Below are 22447 nucleotides of genomic sequence, written 5' to 3' on the forward strand. Positions count from 1 at the left end.
GGGAATGCGGGACCACTCGAGTGATCGCACGACTCCATTGCAGGCGAACCTTTGGTGACTTTCCTGGAAATGTCCGGCATATCGAAGCGCTTCGGCGGCGTGCACGCGCTCCGCGACGTCGATCTCACTCTGGAAGTCGGCGAGGTGCATTGCCTGGTCGGTGAAAACGGCTCCGGCAAGTCCACCCTGATCAAGATCATTTCGGGCGTCGAGGCAGCGGAGCCTGGCGGCCGTATCGCAATTTCCGGCAAGGAATATCCTAAACTGAACCCGGTCTACTCCACGCATTGCGGCATTCAGGTCATCTACCAGGATCTTTCGCTATTCCCCAACCTCACCGTCGCCGAGAATATCGCGATGGCGCACCATCTTGGCGGCCTCCATTCGGTGAACTGGGCCTCAATGCGCGCCACCGCGAAGGCCACAATGGCAAAGATCGGCGTTGCGTTCGACCCGGACGCGAAAGTGTCAGAGCTCAGCATTGCCGGACGCCAGCTGGTCGCGATCTGCCGCGCCTTGGCTGCGGATGCCAAACTCCTGATTATGGATGAGCCGACGGCATCGTTGACCCGCCACGAGGTGAACGCCCTGATCGCGCTCGTAAGCGAGCTGAAGCGTGCCGGCATCTGCGTCGTTTTCGTCAGCCACCGTCTCGATGAGGTGCTTGAAATCGCCCAGCGCGTAACGGTGCTGCGGGATGGCGCCAAAGTCGGTACTTTTGCCGCAGACACAATCGATGGGCGGAAACTCAGCCAGCTGATGACTGGCAAGTCCTTCGAGTATCAGATACAGGCGCCTGAGCTTGCCGCTGGCCCGGTTGTGCTGGAAGTTAAGGGCCTGGGCCGCGAGGGCGAGTATGAGGATGTAAGCTTGCAGTTGCGCGCGGGCGAAGTAGTGGGTCTCACCGGTCTGCTCGGCTCAGGGCGAACCGAATTGGCGCTATCCCTGTTCGGCATGAAGCCGCCCGATCGCGGCACTATCGCACTTGACGGGCGGCCCATCGCCCTCCGTACAAATGCAGAGGCGATCGATCGAGGGATCGCCTACGTATCCGAAGATAGGCTTACGCTTGGTCTCATCCTGAATCAGTCCGTCACGGCGAACGTCACGCTTACGGTGCTGGATCGTCTGGCTGGCGCGTTCGGCCTGATTGCCGCACGCGCGCGACAGACCCATGTCGCTCGGTGGGTTGCTGAACTCGGGATCAAGGTCTCCAATCCCGCCAACCCGGTGAAGACGCTCTCCGGGGGCAACCAGCAGCGGGTCGTGCTCGCCAAATGGATGGCGACCAATCCGCGGGTGCTTATCCTCGATAGCCCCACGGTGGGCGTCGACATCAGCGCCAAGGACGGCATTTACGAAATCATCCGGCGGTTGGCCCGCGACGGCGTCGCGGTCTTGATGATATCGGACGAAATCCCCGAGGTCCTTTATCATAGTCATCGCGTCTTGGTGATGCGGGAAGGTCGTTTGACAACCGACGTGCCTGCCGCAGCCACTTCCGAAGATGCGCTTCGGCAGGCCGTCAATGCCTGAATCGCACATGGCATCATTCGGCAGGTTTCGTCGCAGCCATGAGTTCTGGCTGCTGATAGTGATCCTTGGGCTCTGCGCCAGCTTGGGCTTCGCGAACGCCCAATTCCTGACCATGCAGAATCTGTTTGATCTGCTGACCTCCTATGCATTTGTCGGCATCCTAGCGCTCGGGCTGCTGGTCGTCCTGATCGCCGGCGGAATCGACATCTCATTCACCGCGACCGCGTCGGTGGCGCAATATGTCACACTTTCGCTTGCCAATGCTTACGGGGCGAACTGGATCGGCGTCTTCGCCATCGCGATTGGAATTGGCGGTGCGCTCGGTGCCCTCAACGCGATTTTCATCCAGAAACTTCGAATACCATCGATCATCGTTTCGGTCGCGACGCTGAACATCTTCTATGGGCTTCTGATCTTCTTCACCGGCGGCAAATACATCTATTCGTTGCCCGACTGGTTTGCGACCGGAATATTCTGGTTCGAGTTCGAATGGGGCAAGGATAGCTCGTACGGTGTCAATCTGCAGATCCTCGCGCTCGTGCTGGCATTTCTCGTCACCTGGCTCCTGCTTAACCGAACCAATATCGGCCGGCAAATCTATGCCATGGGAGGCAATACCGACGCCGCACAGCGGCTCGGCTTCCACATTTTCGGCCTCAATATACTGGTCTATTGCTACATGGGTGTCATGGCCGGAATCGCCTCTCTGATTCAGGCACAACTCGCGCAGTCCGTTGCCCCGACGGTGCTGGTGGGCAAGGAACTCGATGTGGTCGCTGCCGTCGTGCTCGGCGGCGCCAGCCTGATGGGCGGCGTCGGCACGGTCTTCGGCACGTTTTTGGGCCTGACACTGCTCGCGGTACTCCAAAATGGAATCATTTTGCTGGGCGTTTCGTCCTACTGGTCGCCGTTCTTCGTCGGCTTGGTTATTCTCATTTCGGTCTCTGCGACCGCCTGGTCGCAGCGCGAGCGGCGAACCCGGAGCGCGCCCCGATGAGCAACGCCCCTGCCCTCTCGCTTCGCCGGCGCATGGTCGGTCTCGCCAGCAGCGGCACAGTCGCCACCCTCATCCTGCTGTTGTTCGCACTCTGGGTCGTGTTTGCGATCACGATCGGCGATCGGTTCTTCTCGGTCAACACGCTGCAATCCATGGCTTTCCAGATGCCCGAACTTGGCATCCTCTCACTGGCGATGATGCTGGCCCTGCTATCTGGTGGACTCAACCTTTCCATCATCGCAACCGCCAATCTGTCCGGACTGACCATCGCCTTCCTGCTGACGCGCTACATCCCGGGGAGCCAGGGCCTTGCCTGGGTCGGCATTCAGGTCTTTGCGATCGCTGCAGGATTTGCAGTGGCTGCATTGGTCGGCCTCCTCAATGGTTTTGTCATCGCCTATCTCGGCGTTTCGCCGATCCTGGCCACGCTCGGCACGATGACGCTCTGCAAGGGTCTCGCGATCGGCCTGTCGCGCGGTAACGTCATCTCCGGATTCCCGGAGCCGATTGTGTTTATCGGCAACGGAACGGTTTTCGGGGTACCCTTTGCTCTGATCGTACTTGCGTTCTGCGCCTTGCCCGTCGCGCTCATGCTGAACGCGACGCCGTTCGGTGCAAAGGTTTACATGATCGGCTCGAACGAGAAGGCGACCCGTTACTCAGGCGTCAATACCCGCGCCGTCCTCCTCAAACTCTATGTATTTTCCAGCTTGCTCGCGGGCGTGGCGGCGGTCGTCATGTTGGCACGTTTCAATTCGGCCAACGCGGCATACGGCGAGAGCTATCTGCTGGTCACCATTCTCGCGGCCGTGCTCGGCGGCATCGATCCGTTTGGCGGCTTCGGCAAAGTCGGCGGGCTATTGCTTGCGTTGATCATCCTTCAGGTGATCTCCTCGGCATTCAACCTTCTGAACCTCAGCCAATTCCTCACGCTAGCGATCTGGGGTGGAATCTTGATTGCCGTCGCGGCGGTTCCTCATGTCGCCGGCAAAGCGCCGCGGTAGCCGGCGATGATGCGCTCGATAGTCTCGAACCCTATTGCAGTTCTCGACATCGGCAAGACCAATCTCAAACTGGTCGTGGCGAGCGACGACGGCTGGCCGCTCGAAACACATGGGCTTCCAAATGTGCCTATGGCTCAGGGGTCGTACCTCGCCTATGACCTTGCCGGGTTAGAAGAGTGGTTTCTCGATACCCTTGCCGACGTGTCTCAACGCCATGCCATTGGCGCCGTGATCGTGGCTGCGCATGGATGCGGCGCGGTTCTCGTCGACGGTGATACGCCAGTGCTGCCGATGATGGACTATGATGCCGTCTCTCCGCCCGCAATCGATGAAGCATATGCCCGGATCGCGCCTGGTTACGATGAGGTGTTTTGCGGAATCGGAGGGGCGATGCGGCTCGGAAAACAGCTGCTTTGGCAGGAAAGCGCGTATCCCGTCGAATTCGCTCGCGCAAAAGCCTATCTGACCACCGCGCAGTTTTTCGCCCTGCGGCTTGGTGGACGTGCGGCCAGCGAAATCTCGCAGCTCGCGGCTCAGAGCCATATCTGGGACCTCATCCACCGTCAGCCTTCTTCTCTTATGCGTAAGCGCGGTTGGAGCCATCTGTTGCCCGAATGCGTACCCGCCGGTGAGGTGCTAGGGACGGTTTCGGAATCTGTAACCAGGCGCACGGGCCTGGCGCAATCGACCGAGATCCTCTGCGGCGTGCATGATTCCAACGCCAACCTGTTTCGCTACAAGGCCGCCGGCATGGCCGATGCCTCGATCCTATCGACCGGTACTTGGATGATCGGCTTTCAGCGCGGCCTCCCCCTGGACAAACTCGATTGCGCGCGCGCGATGGTTCTCAATATCGATGTCGATGGGGAGAATGCACCTTCGACGTTGATCGCGGCCGGCCGCGAATACGACCTCATCCGCGGGGAACATTTTACTTCTGATGCAGCCGTCCTTGCCGCATTGCCCACCCTGCTGTCGAGAGGAACCCTGGCGCTCCCCTCATTCGTCGGCGATGATGGATTGTTTCCGGGCGCTGCTCGCCGCGGACGGGTCATCGGGCCGCCCCCCGAAACGCCTGCCGAATGGCAGGCATTGGCGGTGCTCTACGCAGCGTTCAGCGCAAACCGCTGCCTTGATGCGCTCGAGAGCTCAAAACGCATAGTCATCGATGGTGGCTTTGCCGCAAACCTGCCCTTCGCCCGTTGTCTTGCGACTTTGCGATCCTCGCAGAGTGTCTGGGTGAGTCGATCTCCCGACGGAACGGCGCTTGGCGCTGCGCTGCTGTGGCGGCGATTCTCGCGTACGCTGCCGGTTTCAAGCGTGATCCTTGAAGCCGTCACATCACTCAGCAACGATAGGTTCGAACCGCGCGACCTTTCCACCGCTTACCAGTCCTGGATCGCTTTCTCGGAGCCCGCTTCATGACAGACCGTAATCATGCCGATCTCCGCCAAGGCATTGTCGATACCTGCAGGGAGATGAATCGAAACGGTCTCAATCAGGGCACATCCGGCAATCTTTCGCACCGGATTCCAAACGGCATGCTAATCACGCCTACCAGTCTGCCCTATGATCGGATGCAGCCAGAGGACATTGTCGCGATGGATTTTGCCGCGAACTACCAGGGCAACCATCGGCCTTCATCCGAATGGCGCTTTCATCGCGATATTCTGCGAGCACGCGAAGACGTCAACGTCGTGCTGCATACGCATTCCACCTTCAGCACGATTCTCGCCGTTCACGAACGTGATATTCCCTGCTTCCACTATATGGTCGCAGTTGCGGGTGGCAACGATGTCCGGTGTACGCCATATGCTTGTTTCGGCACGCAGGCACTATCGGACTACGCCCTCAAGGCCCTCGAAGATCGCGACGCTTGCCTCCTTGGCCATCATGGCTTGATCGTGACGGCCCAGACCTTTGAAAAGGCGCTTTGGCTCGCCTTGGAGGTGGAGACGCTGGCGAAGATGTATGTCCATGCGTTGGCTATCGGCGAGCCGCCGCGCCTCAGCGACGCTGAAATGGCGCAGGTACATGAGCAGATGAAACGCATGGGATACGGCCAGGCGCCTGACCTTGACGATGTCGGCGATGTTCCGCGCGCCCTACTGGACTCGAAACGGACAGCACATTGATGGTGGATTTGCTGGACAGCTGCCAGCGAGTTCCTCAGTACCGGCCACGCAGAACGGAGGCCGCGGCCGGATGGGCGGGGTTGACCGTCACAGCTCTTGGGCAGAAGACGCGAGCGAACAATCTGATTTGCTCCCTTCACCACTCAGCCGATCAACGACTTAGCTTGTCGATCGGCGCCGCGTGAATACGGCAGGATGCGCCGTCGCCAACCTTCAGCAGCTTATTCTCATGTCTTGGCGCATGCTGCCTTTCCCATTGTAGCCAGCATGCTCGGGCATGCGGCACGCTGGGTACCGACCTCGCTTGCGGAGCGAACGTCGCGACGGGAGCGCATCGTCAGCACACCGGACCCGACCGCCCGCATCTGCCCTTCGCCGCACCGCCGACCAGATAGAGACATGCTTGATCGGATCGTTCCGCATCATGAGCAGGTCATCCCTTCAACAAAGTTTCAATCTCAGCGCGCCCCGGCATGGCAGGCGCAGCGCCCGCGCGTGTCACGGAAATCCCCGCTGTCGCCGAACCGAAGCGCGCCGCTTCCAGTGGACCGGCGCCACCCGCGAGCGCGCTTGCGAAGCCGCCGACGAATGCATCGCCCGCGCCCGCGGTTTCGACCACCCTTGCCGGCGGCAAACGACGGCACGTGCAGCGAGCGATCCTGCCCGTGAAACAATGCTCCGGCTTCGCCGAGTGTGATCAGCACGGTACCCGCCCCTTTGCCCAGCAGCGCATCTCCGGCGCGGCGGGCGCCGGCAAGATCGCTCACCGGGATTCCAGTCAGCGCCTCGGCCTCAGTCTCGTTGGGAACGACGTAGTCGCATAAGGCAAACAGGCTGTCGTCGAATGCGTCCGCGGGTGCCGGGTTGAACACGGTGATGCTGTCCGCGGCGCGCGCGATCTCGAGGCCGAGCTGCGCAGCTGCGACGGGTTGCTCGAGCTGGGTCACGAAGACGCGGCTAGTGCGGATCGCATCCGCCGCCGCATCGACGTCGGCGGGGCTGAGACCGTCGGTCGGTCCGCTCACCGCGATGATGGCGTTGTCCCCGCGTGTGCGCTCTAAATCGCGTTTCCTTCCGAAGCCTTGTGTCAGTGCGGCTGGCGTAAGTTGTTGGCGCTCTGTTCAGTCGATGGCCAGCTTTCATCGCCTATTCTAGTCTATTGTCCGTACGCGCCAGATCGCCCTAGTACTCAGCGAGACAAGCCGTCCCAGGAAGGATCGGGATGATGGACTCATTGCCCAGCCGCACCGCACTGACAACGTCGCTGATGAGAGCGCTGCATTCGCGGTTCGACCCGTCTCCCCTTTTCGACGATCCCTGGGGCGATCGACTCGTTTCCGAAGCTGAACGCGAAAGGATGACTGAGCGGGTATTGGCCCGCATGGATAAGGACGCGCGTGCCCGTGCCTTGCAGGGACCCGGTTCAGTGTTGGACAACTTCCTGCTGACCAATACCGCACTGCCAGGAGTGGTAATCCGCTCTCGTTATGCGGAGGACGCGTTGCGCGCGGCGACAATCAGGGCATAAGTCAATACGTTCTTATCGGTGCCGGCTGGATAGCTTCGTGTTTCGCCGCCCGCTTTTTCCGACGCCCTGACGATCTTCGAGATAGACCATCCGGTGGCACAAACGATGAAGATCCAGCGTATTAACGAATGCGGCATATCGCTTCCGCCGTCGGTGCATTTCATCGCTGCCGACCTCACGAACGAGGATTTGGTGTCTGCTTTTGCTTGCTCTTGCTTCCGGGAAAGACAAGAAAGCATTCTTCTCGTGGCTCGGCGTTTCGGTGTACCTGACACGTCAAGCCAATCTGGCAGCCTTGCGTGCAGTGGCAACTTGCGGTGCCCCGGGAAGCGAACTTGTATTCACTTATATTGACCAAGCCGAGTTCGCCCAGAACACATCTCAAGCACCACACAACGAGAATGCCAATCTGGTAGCGCAGACCGCCGAACCTTGGATTTCGGGATTCTATCAGGATGACATCGTCAACGATCTCGCCTCTGTTGGACTTGACCTGGTCGAAAATCTGGACGGAAAGGCAATGTGGGAACGCTATCGGCGAGCAAAGCACCACACTCGCACAACCCCCTGCCAGCTTGCACATAGCCCTGGCGCGAGTGGGTAAGGGACATTGGTGAATACTGTCGACGCGGCACGGATGTGGGTTTTCGGGGACAGGTGCTTGTTGAGGCGTCTGGCCCTCAGCGACAGCGGACGTTACCGCGCCTCAAGCGCGTTTCGGCTTAGGGCCAGAAGAGACTCTTCTGGTGAGCAAGCAACGAAGATTCTGGCGACCTCACTGTTCGCGTACGCCAGCCTTTCTAAGTCCATCAAGGATGTTGTCGTACTCACGACGAAACTGCGCATTGCTCGAACGTGCGTAGCCTATTTGACGGAACCATTGGACCGTGAAATCCGGCAGGATTGCATCCAATTCGGCCGTCATTTGCGGGATCATTTCAAGTTGGCCTGTGGCTCCATAGGCTGAAACCAGATCCACATACGGCATCCAGTATAATTTATTCAGATTGATCGAGCGCCTGCATTCCTCAATGGCTTCCTTGTATTGCTGCACATGGACGTGAGCGTGACACAGGAAGAAATGCCAGGTGCTACGCGCCGGATCTTTGGGGCTTAGGCGCAAAGCAATCTGCACTGGTCGAAGGAGATTCGTGCGCGCGTCCCGCTGTAACAAGTGCAATTCCCTTTGTTGCGTCTGCAATCGGCGAATTTGGGTCGGCTTCCGAAGCGGCGTCGAATTCAGGTAATGCCGCCTCGGGATCTCGATAGAGTAAAATATTTCCTTTGGTTATGTGCGCATTCGCGCTCGTTGAAATAACTTGATCAATTAAGCTGGTGGCGATCTTTTTGTCTTCCGTCACGGACGTTGACCATCCGCTGAGTATGCCGTTGGCTATGCGCCACGCTTTACCGAGCATTGCATCAATGTGGTCCGGATCGAGATGCAGCGCGGCCTCAAACAAGTCCTTTGCCTCGGTGATCGTTACCTTGCCCTGAGGTCCATAGACTTTTGCCCACCCGCGCATGGTGAAATCGACGGCATCTGGATTCGCGGGCTGGTCCATCAGACTGCGCCGACTTTCGGCTTGGATGAGTTCAACGTTGAGAGAGCGGGCAAGCCGCGCCGTGACCTGGTCCTGCAAGGCGGCGAGATTCATCCGATCGCCGTCAAAACGATCCGACCAGACGTCACGACTGGCCGAAAGGTCTGCAAGGGATACGTTCATCCGGACCCGATCTCCGGCCCGTTGCACAGCTCCCTGTACCGCCCATCGAATACCAAGGTCCTTGCCGAAGGTCTTGAGATCGACCTGCTTATTCCTATAGGTGAAAGCCGTCCCGCGCCCGATCACGAATGTATCGAGCATTTGCGCGAGGCCGGTCGTCAGATCGGTCGTAATGCCATCGGCGAAATAGTCCTGCTCTGCGTCGTTGTTGAGGTTTGCGAATGGCAGGACAACGAGAGACAAACGGGGAGCAATGTCGGGCCGTGCCGTAGCCTCCTTCTGCGTTTTTTGGCTCTCCGAAAACACGTCTGTGCGGAGCGTCTTCCATACGCTCCAGTAGTCGACGAGGCCGCCCTCGATAGCACCGACGGCGGCAATCGACGCAAGCGCGCCGCCGATCAACTGCAATCGTTCCCGCAAGCGAATCACTTAAACTGCGATCAGATAGGGGCTTCCCCGGTCGCTCCTGATCGGATGCTGGTTTGTCCGGCTGCCTATTTTCGGATGGCGGCTCGCCAGATGGATCGTTGGAGACATCCCAGTTTGTCACTGCTCCCTCCCCGCGCATGGGCCACACGCCCAGATTTTTACCCTAGCAGAATTGCACGGCTTCAGGTTGGGTGGCGGCCTCTGACTCATTCGCGTTCTTTTGAATTGCCGGCTGCTCGAAATATTTTCTCGATTGGGCCAGCCGACGTTCAGAAATTCACTTCACGTCGGCTGGCGGCTTCGGGTTAAAAGCGGTTGGCGCGGCAAGTGCAGCTGGCGTCCGGTTTACCAGCGATTGTGTTGCAAAAGTCGAAAGTTGCAGGGGTCACGATTTTTCGCGAAAACGCTACGCAGCGAGCGACCGCTGATTCGTATGACCTCAATCGCGTTACCGAAGTCGCCTGTGAATTTTGCGTGAGGCCGTGAGGTTCTCGCATCTTGTACGCGAAAGTCGCGCCCACGGCCCGCAGAATTTTGGTCATCGGCGAAAGACGAGTTTTGCAACAATATCCCAGCGACTGCAGACATTGGGGCGGTTGAACCGCTCTTCGGTTTAGGGCCAGAAGCTGACGTGGCTGCGTCCAGTCGATCCTCAGAGAACGGGTTCGTCGGAAGCGCCCGCGAGCAACGCGGGGGCATTATCGCCAGCTGTCGATCGGAAGCGCCAAACAAGAATGGCCTCAGCTCCAAGGGATTGGGGGAGCTGGGGCCCGACTGCATTACGCACTTTGGGACGCGTGCCGGGAACACTCGGTAATCGGCGAAGCGTTCCAAACGCCGCACCGTCGCAAAGACTCGGCCGGCTCAGAGCCTCGGACGAAGTCAAGGGAAGGCTAAAGTTGGCGTGCCACAACTTCAAAGAGATGAACGGGCTGGGGAAACTCGAAAAGGCGTATGCCGCAATGTCGCTCGCGAACGGGACGGAGCGGTTTCGACGGTGATCAGCACGCTCCGCTCCGCTTCGCGCACGCGGGCCCGAAGACACTCCAGTTCGGACAATTGAGACGTAAGCCGTTCTAGGCGCTCATGCAGCCGCACAGTGGCGTCAACCGCTAGACCAGGATGTTCACGCATGTCGTGTAACCCCCAACCAAGCCTTCTAACAAGCTTGGATCATGGCCCGGCGGCGGACCAATCGGGAAAATGATGCAACGGAGACTGAAATCCGCCGACGTTGTTCCAGCATCCACATATGTGAATCGTATGTTGCTGTTGGAAGTTAATTCGGCGGAGTGCATCAGGCGCCGCGCGAAGGCGCAGCCGAACTGTCCGGTGGTGAGCGCCATTCCGCAGCGATGCAGGGCTTTACGTTCGGTCGACCTGTCCCAGCTCAGCGACCCAGCTCTTCTCGCCAGTTGTCCGAACAAGAGACGCGGCGCTGGCTGGGATTTCGTCCACGTCTGCATAGACGACCATTCCCGCGTCGCCTTCTCCGAGATCAAGCTCGACGAACCGGCGGCCGTACGCGAGCCGGACGAAGACTAGATTGACGCGTGTTCGGCCGTGGGTGCTATAATATCCCCCATGGGCTGGGATGCGAAAGACATAGGGCTCCTCATCAGCCTCTGGTCCGCAGGACATAGCGCGGCGCAGATTGCGCGCCGGCTCGGATGCAGTCGTAACGCGGTCTGCGGCATGCTGACCCGTCAGGGCCTGAAGCGCGGTCGCAAGCTGCCAACGGCGAGGCCCAAGATAAGGCCGACCCCAAAGCTGAGGGCGACGTCGTCGGCAGCTTGCGCCGGTCCAGTCGCAAAGAAGGTGTCGCGAAACGCAGCGGAGAGGCAGCGGCCTAAGCAATTCAGCAAGCAGCAGCTTTACGAGATACTGGCTGAGGCGGTCAAAAATACTGGCTAAGAGGTCACCGCGAATGCCGTTGCGCTGCGCTCAGTACCGGCTCGGCTCGACGGTTCGGGGGTCGCGCCCCTTCCCAAGTTCGTCTCATTCGGGTCAAAGTGCGAAGAACCCGACCTGAGCAAAACCAGTCCGCTTCCACCCAGATATTGTTGCAAAAGTCGTCTTTCGCCGATGACCAAAATTCTGCGGGCCGTGGGCGCGACTTTCGCGTACAAGATGCGAGGGACCTCACGGCCTCACGCAAAATTCACAGGCGACTTCGGTAACGCGATTGAGGTCATACGAATCAGTGGTCGCTCGCTGCGTAGCGTTTTCGCGAAAAATCTTGCCCCCTGCAACTTTCGACTTTTTCAACACAATCACCCACGAAGCTGACCTCAATGAGACGATTCGCCACTTCGCTGATGGGCCAGCAGCGTTGCATAGGACGCCAGAGGGCGATGCCCGAAGGCCGGTGCTGGGCTGATCTGTGCTAGGCTTCTTCAAAACATGGTTGGTTGGCGTTGGCGGAGGCGATTGTGAGGCGACGTGAGTTCATCGCGCTCCTCGGCGGCGCGGCGGCAATCCGACCACTCGGCGCGCATGCGGAGCGTCCGCCAGAGCGCATCCTCTATTTCACATACTCCGCTGGCTACCGGCATGATGTCATACCGCTTTCCAAGGCAATCCTGACCCAGCTCGGAAGCAATTCGGGTGTCTTTGAAGTCATTGCAACGGAAGACACGTCCGAATTTTCTACCGAAAACCTCGAGCGCTACGCGGCGGTGATGTTCTACACAACCGGAGAACTTCCAATGAGCGCCGCGCAAAAGAGAGCTCTTCTCAACTTTGTGCGCTCGGGCCGCGGGTTCCTCGGCGTTCATTCGGCGGCGGACACATTCTACACTTGGCCGGACTATCTCGATCTGGTCGGCGGCTACTTCAATGGTCATCCTTGGCATCAGGCCGTGAAGATCGAGGTGGTTGATCCTGGCGATCCCCTGGTGGCTTTGCTCGGGAATTCGTTGCAAGTCGAGGACGAGATCTACCAAATCAGCGACTTCGACTATCGTGGTTCACGCGTGCTCCTGCGCCTCGACCCAAGCTCGGTGGACCTTGGCAAGACCGGCGTGCATCAACGATTCTATGGCTGGCCTCTCACCTGGACCCGATTCTATGGCGAGGGACGAGTATTTTATTCGGCGCTAGGCCACGAGCCGTCAGTTTGGCAGGACGCCCGCTACCAGCGAATCCTCACGAACGCTATCCTCTGGTCTGTGCGAAGGTCGCCCTAGGAGATGCCGCCGCACTTCGCATTTGCGCCACCGCCGGATTCGTCGGGTGGTCTCCGTGCCAGAGGGTTGGCCAGAGGTAGCACTACGCGGTCGGCATCAGCGCCTGACCGAACCAGCAGAGCTTCAAGCTTGGCGAACTTCTCTGCTGCCGGGTCGCTCCGCTCGAGCTGGGCAGTGCGTTCGAGCTGACGGATGAATGGATACAGCGCACTATTAGTGTGGTGCGCCGAGCAGAACTGCCGCACCCTGATGTGCGGTTGGGCGGGGAGTCGCTCATCAAGCGCCAAGGCAATATGCGACTTGCCGATACCGGGCTCACCGGTGAGCATCACCGCGCAACCTTCGCCACGCCTGGCGTGCTGCCAGCGACGGAACAGCATCTCGATTTCCTCGTCGCGCCCAATTGGTGGCGCCAATCGGGTTTTGTGCTGTGCCTCGAAACGGCTATCCACTTCGGTCGTTCCCAGGACCTGCCAGGCTGGTATTGGCTCCGCCCATCCCTTAAGCTCGACAGGACCGATATTGCGGAATTCGAAGTGCCCATCAGTGAGCCGGTGCGTACTCTCTGAGATCAGCACGGTACCGGGATTGGCGAAACGTCAGCAGGCGCGCAGCCAAGTTCGGCGTCCCGCCAATGACGACCTGCTCTTGAGCAGCGCCTTCGCCGGTCAGATCGCCGACGACCACCATACCGGTAGCGATGCCAACGCGAACCTGGAGCTCGGTGGCGGGCTCTGCCTGGAGCTTGGCCACGGCATCGACCAGCGCCCGGCGCGTGTCGCCTGTTCGGCATCATCCTCGTGCGCCTGCGGATAGCCGAAATAGGCGAGCACGCCATCTCCCATGTACCGCGCGATAACGCCCTCATTCCGGGCAACAACCTGTGCGATGCAGCGGTGATAGGTGCCCATTACGGCCCGCAGGTCCTCCAGATCAAGGCGGGCCGAGAGTGCCGACGAGCCGACCAAATCGCAAAACGTGGCCGTAAGTTGACGCCGCCCGGCGTTGTTCGCCGACGCCGGCTTGGTGACCGTTCGAGAACTGTTCGACGCTTCACTACTCCCTCAGGAGCTGCGCGATGCGCTGGAGTCCGCTTTGGGTCTTGGTTGTGTGGAAACACAGCTCAAAGGCGGCGGTGGTCGACAATCGTTGCAGGCCGCCGATGTTTTCGCGTCGGATCGTCTATGTAACCGGCTGAGGTGGTTATTGGGACGCGCGGCGTCGCTTTTGGACGCACTTCCCGCCTTCAGGTAGCTCGGATAGCTGCAATCAGGCTCGGTTTGCCGACGATGTTCATCACCCGAGTGAGGTTATAGGCCAGGACGTGCAACGCCATCTCAGCGGCAACATTCCGTAGGCGCTTCATCAGGAAGTGGGTCGCTCCCATACGGGCTTTAATCGTGCCGAAGGGATGCTCGACTGTCTCACGTCGCGTCCGCATGGCGTCGGGATTGGAATCGAGCCGTCTCTGGACCTCGTCGACGACATGCTCATGCTCCCAGCGCGTGATGCGGCGCTCCTTTGACGGCGTACATTGGCTCTTGATCGCGCAGCCCTGGCACGCTGCTGTCGACCAGTAACGGCGTAGCGTCATTCCATGCTCGATGTTGGTGAAGTGATATGGCAGCAGCTGGCCTGATGGGCAGCGGTAGACATCCTCATCAGGCAGGTAAGCGAAGTCCTGTTTGCCGAACCGGCCCTCAGCCTTGGCGTTCGACGTCATGGGCTTGGGCAAGGTGACTGCAACACCAGCTTCTTCACAGGCTAATATCTCCTCTCCGTCGAAGTAGCCACGATCGGCGACCGCATCGAGTTTGTCCACTTCGAGCACTTCCTTGGCTTGCTTCGACATCCGAGCAAGCTGCCCTCGGTCGTTGCCTACGTTTATGACCTCGTGCGTAACAATCAGATGGTGTTCCGTGTCCACCGCGACCTGGACATTGTAGCCGATGACACCCGATCCGCGTCCGCTGGTGGCCATCGAACGGGCATCTGGATCGGTGAGCGATATCTGTTGATCCGGCGTGTTGCGCATCTGCGCATCTAGCATTTCCAGACGGCTCATCTCCTGCTTCAGCCGAGCGATCTTTTCCTTGATCCGCGTCGTCTTGATGCTGATCGCCTCCGATGGCTCCTGCCGATCGGCGCTATCGAGTTGACGCAGATATCGGCCGACGCTTTCCTCGATCTGCGCCATCCGCCTCGCCATCTTGGCATGCGTGAAGTTGCGGTCGCGGTTGTTCACCGCCTTGAACTTGCTGCCGTCGATCGCGACGCTTGGGCTCTGCAACAGGCCCATTTGCCGGCATAGTGCGATGAACTTCGCACAAACCTTCCTGATCGCCGCACCATTGTCCCTCCGGAAATCGGCGATCGTCTTATGATCGGGACCCAGGCGACCGATCAGCCACATCACCTCGAGATTGCGGCACGCCTCACGTTCCAGGCGGCGACTGGATTGCACCCGATTGAGATAACCGTACAGTCCGGCAAGAGCGTCAGCTGGGATCTGTCCGCGCCTTCAACGAAACGTCCCATCCGTATCCTCCAATCAGGAAGCGGAGGAATAGTAGCCGACTCGTGGCTTTTCACACACCCAGGGTCACTAGCGTCGGTTTAGTCCGCCCGCGATGACTTCCGTTAGCCCCGATGAGCAGACATCTTCGGCGTCCATCGCAGGGTCCAAACGGGCCACAAGGGCTGTAGTCCACTCGGGTGCGCGGACCCGGCAATCTCCGGTCATCAGTATGCAGCGTGATGATATCGAGCAGCCTATGTCGGAGATTTAGTTCGCACTCAGCGACGAGTGCGCGACGTTCCGTGGCTAACTGACGACTTTGAGCGATGGTTTCGTTGGCTCGCTCGAGCAGGCGACGTGTCTCGGCGCTGAATTCTTCGGCCATTCTGCGCTCCTAACATACAAGGCGGAACGCGGAATTCTCTCAGCCACCGACGCCTACAGTCAGACCCTCGGCCGGCGATACGTATCAACGTGCGGAGCCGCCTATCGTTGCTGGCGGTTCCCTGGGGCTCGTCCACTCCCCCTCAGGAGGAGTCAAGGCGCGGTAAGCCAGCCCTTGGAGAGGTTTTAGGAGGAAGCCCACCATGCCTCGGGGAATGGCGTCAGCAAAGTCCGATTGACTTGGTTGTCGTTGCCAGGGGGCCCGATAGCTCCTGCATCCAGCTTGGTGGCACGCGGCGACGGAAGCGGACAGACAGGGCGCCTGGTTCACGACTTCGCAGGCTGCGCGAAACGGGATGTGTCAAGCGTAATGGAGGCACACCGAGGGCCCTCCGCTGCTTCTTCGACTAGACCCCGAAGATATTCCAATTCTGAGAGCTGAGAGGTGAGTTCGCCAAGTCCTTGGGCATAAAGGATTGCGCGAGAGCTTCGCATAAATGTCCTCCCCACCACAACAAAATCACTATCAGGACAGCATCAGAGCAAATGAGAAGACTAAATCAGGGACCGCGCTCGGCTTCATTAAAGCATGTGAATCCCGTCTGCGAGCCCGAGTAGTTCCGGAAATTCGGAACCCCACTGTCTCCACTCAGGTAGGGGGCTGCCGTCTGCTCAAAATGAATTTCTTGACTGCTTGAATCGTGCGAGCAAGCTGTCGCCGCCGGCGCGACCTACGCGGTGGGGTGACTAGCACAACGAAGAGCAGGTTCAGCAGCAGCCAGCAGCCGGCCGCGATGAAAATGTACTTCATAACTCCTCAGAGGTACCCTCGGCTCGCCTGCGCCCGACTCGCGATCGCATCCGACGTGAGGGATGTCGACTGGAGTAGCCTACGGCAGGTCGCCGATGGGCCGATACCCGCCATCAGCTCTTGGCAATCAATGGCGTTCAACGCGGATCTCTCCTGATACCTTCTAGCTCACCCCACGGAAGTCCCTCGCCATTGCACGATGAGTTCACCGCTACGCTAATGACGGGCGTAATGTGCTTAATCAATCCAAGCTCGCGAAGAAATTTGGACCAAAAGTAATCGAGTACTGTCCAGAATACGGGCTGTTGGACGTATACCGTGCCGCGAAAGACAACGAACGAGCAATCTGTAGCTGCAGCAAGATGCCGAATGAGATCCCGGTTCGAGCCATCGGGAATAAGTGTCGCGATCTGCAGATGGCACGAGGCTCTGCTCGCCCGGATAATCGGCGTGTAATTCACGACCTCGTCGGTCACGACGACGTTGAAGTGGTTGCGTTCAAAGAATTTGATAAGGTCGTCCTTTAAATAGTTTTGAGTTTCGGGCTGGCTTGCGATCTTCCATCCAATCGTCAACAAAAGCACGGCAGCAATAGACCACCTAAATGCGCTGGAATAGTTCACGCCGCACCCCAAGAACACTGAAGCCGACTATCAGGCCGAGTATGATTGTGTTGCCGACCGTGTCTCCCCACGGTCCATGGACGGCGGCGTAATGCCATTGGCTCAAACCCATCAAACTTATCCGCGTGACGTTCACAGCTATTACTGAAACGCAGGCCAAAAGGCACCACGACACGTCGTAAACGGATTTCTTGGAGCCCGCTAATTGGCTCAAGGTAACCCAACACAGTACTGCAAGAGACACGTTCGCAAGCGAAGAACAAGCTGGCCAGATTACAAGAACTCCGGATCCGTCAGCAAATTCCACAATGTCTCCGGTCCGATGCGTCCCCAGTATCCAACCAACGAGTGACGCGTCGATCTGCAATATTAGATTTGCAAAAAACTGAAATAGCAATCGGCTCCAAAGCATGGGCACGGTGGTAGCCAGTAATATGAAAGCGCCCCGTCGAGATGAGGCGACATCAGCGGAGATAATGATGTAGAGACTAAGAGCGGTTACTGCGAGCCAGCTTAGGGCTCCGATCGGAAGAATGACCAGAAAGAGAAAACCTGCCCCCAGGGCCAGCTCTGACGGACGCACCCCAAACGTTCGGTCTCGAAGAACAAGAGATACCCCGGCGGCACACGAGATCCACACAATTATGCTAATCCCGAAAGTATTGAAAAGCGCCTCCGCCCATCCAAGCCGGTTAACTGATTGGATGATGCGTGATGCGAGGCCACTTACACAGCCGAGAGTGAATAGTCCCGCAAAGAATTCTCCACGTGACAACCGCCTCGATATTCGCAATGTACCACGTGCAATCCACTCGATTGAATATGCGACCACAAGCCAGCGCCTCGCCTTGTTTTCAGCCGCCGAGTATATGCCAAATCACCATCGAGTCTTGCTTGAGAACCAGAATCCCTTGAACTCTGGCGTAGATGAAAGCGGACACAACGATTTCGTCCGGCTAGTATCAGCGGAGATTGCGATTAACTAACTGCAACGCCTCGCGTGCGCGGCGTGCTCATTACAACAGGCTAGCAATCGCTCTCTTCGGGATTGGCGTGCAGCCCGTTGCGACCGCTTGAAGTACCCACCGAAATATCAGGTAAGACAGGCTGCCCCGGGAAGGCGAGCTACCAGTGTCAGCCAACCTTACGACGGCGTTTAACCAACCAGTAGACACCGTAGCCAATGGCGAATCGGAAGGCCGGCGCCAGCAATCGGACCGGGGGCTCCCCTCACTTGGCCGGGCGCGTTTTCGCAATTTCCATTGCCGTTGCAGGCTAGGGCGGGCGGCGCACAAATTATTAGAGTGAAGGCCAGAGCTAATGCAGACAAAACTCCCGAGGCGATCTTCATTGCTCTGCTCCACATTTTTAAACGGGTCAGATCTTGTTTTTCGGATTTATTGAGCTTTAATTTGCATTAAATGATAGTTAATGCCTACCAAAACGTCAATTGCTGGAAAAACCCCCGAGTGGCAGTCATGCTGACCTTTAAGCGGCTCCTGCAGAATATCGCCTTTAACAAGATGTCGATTGGAATCGCGCATGCGCATCGTTTCCCCCTGCTGCATGAGAAGCATGCGCTCCGCGAACTGCTCGTCTATCTCGACGTCGATTGCGTTTTCGACGTGGGCGCAAACGAGGGGCAACATGCCGAGTTGCTGAGATCTATCGGTTACGACGGCCAGATTGTTTCGTTTGAACCTGTCCCGCGACTCGCAAAGGCGCTGCACGCAAAAGCTGTCTACGACGCGAGTTGGCATGTTGAGAGCGTTGCATTGGATTCAACGCGACGACATGTCGAATTTAATGTGGCATCGTCCCATTCACTATCGTCTCTGCATACGCCGCTGTCGGGTGGCGTGTTTGAGCGGGATATAGCCGCGTCAGAGAGAATCGGCATCGACACAGACACGCTCGATGATTGCTTTCGCAAATATCAGAAAACGCTTGGGTTCAAGCGTGCCTTCCTGAAAATGGATACTCAAGGGCATGACCTCTCCGTTGCCGCGGGAGCCGGCGAGATGCTCTCAGAATTCTATGGCCTCCAATCCGAAGTGGCAATCGCTCCGTTGTACCAAGACCAGCCGAGCCTGAGAGAAGCCGTAACATTTTACGAAGAACGAGGCTTTGCCATAAATGCAGTCCTTCCCACGCACTACGCCTTTCCCACGCTGATCGAGGTCGACTTCCTATTCATAAACAGGCGTCGCATCCACACTGACCCAACAACGAGCTATCGACGGCAGCGCCGTAGATCCGCTGAGGTATGGCCAGGCGCGAACGAAACTAACAAGGTCGTATAGAAGCCCAGTCGTTTTGGCGGTGTTCAGCGGTGGTCCTTCCGCACGATAGATCTAAACCATTCAACTGCAGGCCGCACCAGCTGCCATTCTCGCGACCCAAGAACCTTCTTGCAGGCGAGAAACCACCAACGACGCGATCTTTGAACGCTCGGATCAATACTCAGGGCAAGTTTAGACAGGCGTGCTGAGCTCTCCATCGCGCCTTCATTGAAGGCAGCGCTTGCGCAGCCGATCGCTTCAAGTGCCAACATGTGGTTCATCCGGATACGAAGATCAGCAGCGTTGGTGAACCTCGCGGCGCTACTATCCAGGAAATATTCTATCGCTGCCTTGCGTTGGAGCAGGTCTTGCTCTCGCGAAGGCTCACTTGACATATTGGCCGAGTGCGCTCGATACACGGCTTGGTCAGCGGCAATGACCCCGACATCGCCGTGTGCGGCCAGCCGTAACCACATTTCCATGTCAGAGGCGTAGGGTAAATCAGCCAAATACCCGCCGCGTTTCTGCAGGCATGTGCGAACCACGACGGTTGGTGACAGCACAATGTTTTTTGCGCCGCTAAGTGCAATGAAATCAAGTCCGGACAAAACACGGGTTCTCGATCCCACGCCTGTTCGACGCCGCGAACGCTCCCCGTGTTGATCAAGAACAACCGCGCCGCCGAAGGTGAAAGCGACGGACGGATGATCGTCCATCAGCTCGACTGATCTCGAAAGGGCACCGGGCAACAGGTAATCGTCCGCAGACAGCAGAAGCATGTAGTCGGCTCTCGCCCAGGCGATGCCTTCATTGGCGGTAGCAATCAGCCCTTGATTCGAGGTGTGCCGGCAATAACTGACGCGGGGATCGGAGCAGACTAACCCTTCCGCAACTTCCGCTGTATTGTCCGGCGACGCATCATCGATAATAAGCACGCGCAGTTCGGGGCCGGATTGCGTCAAAACGCTCTCGACGCACTCTCGCAGGAAGCGCCCATACCGGAAGCAGGGAACAACCACGTCTACCGAACTCATTTTCGCAAACAGACCGTCACAAAGAGGGCTGAGCCCGCCTGTCTGAGAAAATCAAATCCAATTAAAAGGGTTCCTGGCCGGCTGCTGCAACAGGCAGCCGGTCGACTCCCTTCAAGGCAGCTGCTACAGCAAGCCTTTCCATTCTCCTGAACTGGCGGACACGGAACGGTACCAAAGGAACAGAACGCGCAGCGGTTGCCGAGGAGCGGCTTAACGCGCTGGCCGCCCCAAGATTCCCGCGGAAGACGCCTTACGCGACTACATCGCAAGCTGGTTAGTTGATGAACCGGTGTATTTGCTCCACGCGCAACGAACAAAAGCCGGCGCACGTCGGCCTAGAGGACTTGGCCACTTGCCTTCTAGGTCAGCAAGAGGCCATGCGGCGCGAAATATGAAATCCTGAGGCCTGAGTGCTTCCTGTACGAGCACGTCGTTGCCTGCGCTGAACGTGATCGTGCTTTCGTGTGCTCTCGTGTCAAATGCCGAGATCGTAAGTTCGCTGAAGTTCTCAATACCAAGCGCAGCGACATCAATGTAGTCGGTTCCTAAATTCGAAATACCCTGGCCAAGATCCGCGACTTTGTCGTGGCCGTTATTGACGTTGAACACGAAGGTGTCGTTGCCTCCTTTCGCGAGCCCAAGCATCACCTGAGCGTCGCCCCACATGTCATCTTTTCCGGTGCCGCTGATCAACTGGTCGTTCCCTCCACGCGCGTTGTCAGCATGGTCTGCCCATCCCCGACAAGCATGGTATCGTATGTTCCGGCAGGAACCGGGCTTGGAACATTGCCTCCGGTCAGACTGTCGTCGCCGCCCTGAGCGTCGCCGGAGATGGTCAGCGCATCGCCGTAAGCTCTGCTCAAGCCGGATGCGATGCCGCCGCGTTGCAATGCGCTGCCGCCGAACTAGGAATTCTCGGCAGGCCGTTACCGCCGTTAGCCTACAGGTTCAGTGCGTGGTGGGGAAACGAGAGTTCGCGCAAAGCTGGGCACACGCAAGCCATGGCGTGACTGCAGTCAGGCTTCGCGGCTAGGGTTTCCCTGAAACAGCGAGCAGTGGAATTTCATCGAACTTGAAGGCTTTCACGGCCACCCACCTTATGAGCAGCACCTTTAGGCCCTGGGTCTTTCCCACACGCCGCAAGTGCGAACGCGGCGCTCATTGCGGCTACTTGCCAACCTCCAACGATCAAGATGATTAAACTTCTCGGCTGACAGCCGCGCAAGAGGCGTTAGAGGTCCTTGCCGATCGCATCTTGGAGCAATGCCCCTCCACCGTGATTGCCGCTCCATGAGGTGGCTCATTGGCATCCTGGCGGCGTTCCTGATCTGCCTCTTCATCTACGCCGGGTCAGCCTTCGTTTCGGTCTTGGGCCTGGTTTCGGCCGTGCGAAGCGCAGACGCCGCTCAGGTGATCGTCCGGACGAATCTGCCGCGGGTCCGCCATTCAATCGTCGATCAGATTGTGTCAGCCTACCTTGATCGAATTGGGCAAAGGCGGCCGGTGCGCCCGTTCGAACGGATGGCAATCAAGGCATTCGGTGCGACAATTGCCGACGATCTCGCGGTCAAGCTCATGACACCAGAAAACTTGTCCGTCCTGTTAAGCAGTGGCAACATCCGGACGCAGCAGAAAACATCGCGTTTGGGACGATGTCGTCGTTGGCCGAGCTCGGCGTTTCGAACATCTTTGTTCTCGCCGGACGGATAACACTGGTGAAGCCGGTCGAGTTTGCGGTGCGGCTCGGAGAAAGTCAGGACACGGGGAGCGTTAGCCTGCATTATGAAACGACGACCTAGAAGCTGCCCGGCATCACGTTGCCGCCAAAGGTCTTGTCCAGCATGGTGGACCGGCTACCGACGCGCTGAGCCCGCCACGTTCAGAAGAAGCGAGGTTCGCGCTCTACTTTGCGCCACGTCCGACAACCAGCCATTGCTGGCGTGCGGGGGGAGGCTTGATGCCGGAGACGAGTTCGTCTCCTGGCAGATGAAACGCTCGCCTCGGACTTTCGAGCTCAAGCCAAGTAGTCCTCCGGCGGCGCCTTCCTTCAGCCCAGAATGATAGTTTCAACTCTCAGGCAGGGCATGCACCTGTAGCGTAGGCGGCGGGCAGGTTTGCAATTGCCGGCAGGGACGCGAGAAACTCCATTGGACGCTGACATCTGTTGCAGATGAGGGTTGGTACCTTTGTCCGTGCCACCGCCTTGCGCCATGGCTGGTCCGCCAAAAGGTGAGAACGGTAATTCCAATGG

At 58.4% G+C, this 22447-nt stretch carries 18 protein-coding genes and 3 pseudogenes; 12 read left to right on the forward strand and 9 right to left on the reverse strand.

Going from position 1 to position 22447, the window contains the following annotated elements:
- Positions 1–51: 51 nt before the first annotated feature.
- Genes IVB07_RS23510 through IVB07_RS23530 form a run of 5 tightly spaced genes read left to right on the forward strand, consistent with a single transcriptional unit; the run spans position 52 to position 5672 of the window.
- The gene (locus tag IVB07_RS23510) at positions 52–1536 is read left to right on the forward strand and encodes a sugar ABC transporter ATP-binding protein (protein ID WP_026233826.1); all 1485 of its coding nucleotides are present in this window, start codon (positions 52–54) and stop codon (positions 1534–1536) included.
- Positions 1529–2533, forward strand: a complete 1005-nt coding sequence (locus IVB07_RS23515; protein WP_018459499.1) for an ABC transporter permease — start codon at positions 1529–1531, stop codon at positions 2531–2533. Before IVB07_RS23510 ends, IVB07_RS23515 begins: the two co-directional genes overlap by 8 nt.
- Entirely contained in the window at positions 2530–3537 is a 1008-nt protein-coding gene (locus tag IVB07_RS23520) for an ABC transporter permease (protein ID WP_018459498.1), read from the forward strand. Before IVB07_RS23515 ends, IVB07_RS23520 begins: the two co-directional genes overlap by 4 nt.
- Before the next feature lie 6 nt (positions 3538–3543).
- The gene (locus IVB07_RS23525; protein WP_026233825.1) at positions 3544–4962 is read left to right on the forward strand and encodes an FGGY-family carbohydrate kinase; all 1419 of its coding nucleotides are present in this window, start codon (positions 3544–3546) and stop codon (positions 4960–4962) included.
- Entirely contained in the window at positions 4959–5672 is a 714-nt protein-coding gene (locus IVB07_RS23530; protein ID WP_026233824.1) for a class II aldolase/adducin family protein, read from the forward strand. The genes IVB07_RS23525 and IVB07_RS23530 overlap by 4 nt, the downstream gene beginning before the upstream one ends.
- A 433-nt stretch (positions 5673–6105) precedes the next feature.
- Here the strand turns inward: IVB07_RS23530 and IVB07_RS23535 are convergent.
- Positions 6106–6718, reverse strand: a pseudogene (locus IVB07_RS23535) (PfkB family carbohydrate kinase); the annotation flags it as partial.
- Positions 6719–6939: 221 nt separating this feature from the next.
- Between IVB07_RS23535 and IVB07_RS23540 the strand changes: the two are divergent.
- Together IVB07_RS23540 and IVB07_RS23545 are read left to right on the forward strand one after the other, a co-directional pair.
- Positions 6940–7386: pseudogene (locus tag IVB07_RS23540) on the forward strand (class I SAM-dependent methyltransferase); the annotation flags it as partial.
- Between the two features lie 16 nt (positions 7387–7402).
- Positions 7403–7804, forward strand: coding sequence for a hypothetical protein (locus IVB07_RS23545; RefSeq protein ID WP_245288542.1), 402 nt, complete (start codon positions 7403–7405; stop codon positions 7802–7804).
- Between the two features lie 171 nt (positions 7805–7975).
- Here IVB07_RS23545 and IVB07_RS23550 read toward each other — a convergent pair whose 3' ends face one another.
- Together IVB07_RS23550 and IVB07_RS23555 are read right to left on the reverse strand one after the other, a co-directional pair.
- Positions 7976–8335 carry a hypothetical protein gene (locus tag IVB07_RS23550; protein WP_247363306.1) on the reverse strand — a complete coding sequence of 120 codons (360 nt, stop codon included), beginning with the start codon at positions 8333–8335 and terminating at the stop codon, positions 7976–7978.
- A complete protein-coding gene (locus IVB07_RS23555; protein ID WP_247363308.1) occupies positions 8292–9335 on the reverse strand; it encodes an adenylate cyclase in 1044 nt (347 codons plus the stop codon). Before IVB07_RS23555 ends, IVB07_RS23550 begins: the two co-directional genes overlap by 44 nt.
- Positions 9336–10619: 1284 nt before the next feature.
- On the opposite strand from IVB07_RS23555, the gene IVB07_RS23560 reads away from it, so the two are divergent.
- From IVB07_RS23560 to IVB07_RS23570, 3 genes are all read left to right on the forward strand, one after another.
- The gene (locus IVB07_RS23560) at positions 10620–10901 is read left to right on the forward strand and encodes a hypothetical protein (RefSeq protein WP_247336339.1); all 282 of its coding nucleotides are present in this window, start codon (positions 10620–10622) and stop codon (positions 10899–10901) included.
- A gap of 39 nt (positions 10902–10940) precedes the next feature.
- Positions 10941–11270, forward strand: a complete 330-nt coding sequence (locus tag IVB07_RS23565) for a GcrA family cell cycle regulator (RefSeq protein WP_018459493.1) — start codon at positions 10941–10943, stop codon at positions 11268–11270.
- Positions 11271–11788: 518 nt separating this feature from the next.
- Positions 11789–12544: a ThuA domain-containing protein gene (locus tag IVB07_RS23570; protein WP_157643109.1), complete on the forward strand. Its 756-nt coding sequence runs from the start codon at positions 11789–11791 to the stop codon at positions 12542–12544.
- On the opposite strand, the gene IVB07_RS23575 is transcribed toward IVB07_RS23570, so the two are convergent.
- From IVB07_RS23575 to IVB07_RS23590, 4 genes and pseudogenes are all read right to left on the reverse strand, one after another.
- Entirely contained in the window at positions 12541–12996 is a 456-nt protein-coding gene (locus tag IVB07_RS23575) for an AAA family ATPase (RefSeq protein ID WP_247336336.1), read from the reverse strand. The two genes, IVB07_RS23570 and IVB07_RS23575, sit on opposite strands and share 4 nt — an antisense overlap.
- Positions 12997–13087: 91 nt before the next feature.
- The gene (locus IVB07_RS23580) at positions 13088–13297 is read right to left on the reverse strand and encodes an adenylate/guanylate cyclase domain-containing protein (RefSeq protein WP_245288539.1); all 210 of its coding nucleotides are present in this window, start codon (positions 13295–13297) and stop codon (positions 13088–13090) included.
- A gap of 493 nt (positions 13298–13790) precedes the next feature.
- A pseudogene (locus IVB07_RS23585) lies at positions 13791–15082 on the reverse strand (IS1182 family transposase).
- Between the two features lie 1312 nt (positions 15083–16394).
- Positions 16395–16880 carry a hypothetical protein gene (locus IVB07_RS23590; protein WP_157643136.1) on the reverse strand — a complete coding sequence of 162 codons (486 nt, stop codon included), beginning with the start codon at positions 16878–16880 and terminating at the stop codon, positions 16395–16397.
- A gap of 1478 nt (positions 16881–18358) precedes the next feature.
- On the opposite strand from IVB07_RS23590, the gene IVB07_RS23595 reads away from it, so the two are divergent.
- Positions 18359–19183: an FkbM family methyltransferase gene (locus tag IVB07_RS23595; protein ID WP_247363309.1), complete on the forward strand. Its 825-nt coding sequence runs from the start codon at positions 18359–18361 to the stop codon at positions 19181–19183.
- Positions 19184–19206: 23 nt separating this feature from the next.
- On the opposite strand, the gene IVB07_RS23600 is transcribed toward IVB07_RS23595, so the two are convergent.
- Together IVB07_RS23600 and IVB07_RS23605 are read right to left on the reverse strand one after the other, a co-directional pair.
- The gene (locus IVB07_RS23600) at positions 19207–20196 is read right to left on the reverse strand and encodes a glycosyltransferase (RefSeq protein ID WP_247766693.1); all 990 of its coding nucleotides are present in this window, start codon (positions 20194–20196) and stop codon (positions 19207–19209) included.
- A 258-nt stretch (positions 20197–20454) separates the two neighbouring features.
- Entirely contained in the window at positions 20455–20889 is a 435-nt protein-coding gene (locus IVB07_RS23605) for a hypothetical protein (protein ID WP_247336328.1), read from the reverse strand.
- A gap of 597 nt (positions 20890–21486) precedes the next feature.
- On the opposite strand from IVB07_RS23605, the gene IVB07_RS23610 reads away from it, so the two are divergent.
- On the forward strand, positions 21487–21906 hold the full coding sequence (locus IVB07_RS23610) for a DUF2939 domain-containing protein (RefSeq protein WP_018459967.1): 420 nt from the start codon (positions 21487–21489) through the stop codon (positions 21904–21906).
- Positions 21907–22447 lie beyond the last annotated feature (541 nt).

The sequence above is a fragment of the Bradyrhizobium sp. 172 genome (assembly GCF_023101065.1).
Taxonomy (GTDB): Bacteria; Pseudomonadota; Alphaproteobacteria; order Rhizobiales; family Xanthobacteraceae; genus Bradyrhizobium; species Bradyrhizobium canariense_D.

What these genes read in the sequence shown, in the direction of transcription:
- IVB07_RS23515 (WP_018459499.1), top strand. Translation starts at nt 1,529, where the DNA reads ATGCCTGAATCGCACATGGCATCATTCGGCAGGTTTCGTCGCAGCCAT.
- IVB07_RS23520 (WP_018459498.1), top strand. Translation starts at nt 2,530, where the DNA reads ATGAGCAACGCCCCTGCCCTCTCGCTTCGCCGGCGCATGGTCGGTCTC.
- IVB07_RS23525 (WP_026233825.1), top strand. Translation starts at nt 3,544, where the DNA reads ATGATGCGCTCGATAGTCTCGAACCCTATTGCAGTTCTCGACATCGGC.
- IVB07_RS23530 (WP_026233824.1), top strand. Translation starts at nt 4,959, where the DNA reads ATGACAGACCGTAATCATGCCGATCTCCGCCAAGGCATTGTCGATACC.
- IVB07_RS23560 (WP_247336339.1), top strand. Translation starts at nt 10,620, where the DNA reads ATGTTGCTGTTGGAAGTTAATTCGGCGGAGTGCATCAGGCGCCGCGCG.
- IVB07_RS23565 (WP_018459493.1), top strand. Translation starts at nt 10,941, where the DNA reads ATGGGCTGGGATGCGAAAGACATAGGGCTCCTCATCAGCCTCTGGTCC.
- IVB07_RS23595 (WP_247363309.1), top strand. Translation starts at nt 18,359, where the DNA reads ATGCTGACCTTTAAGCGGCTCCTGCAGAATATCGCCTTTAACAAGATG.
- IVB07_RS23600 (WP_247766693.1), bottom strand. Translation starts at nt 20,196, where the DNA reads ATGAGTTCGGTAGACGTGGTTGTTCCCTGCTTCCGGTATGGGCGCTTC.
- IVB07_RS23610 (WP_018459967.1), top strand. Translation starts at nt 21,487, where the DNA reads ATGAGGTGGCTCATTGGCATCCTGGCGGCGTTCCTGATCTGCCTCTTC.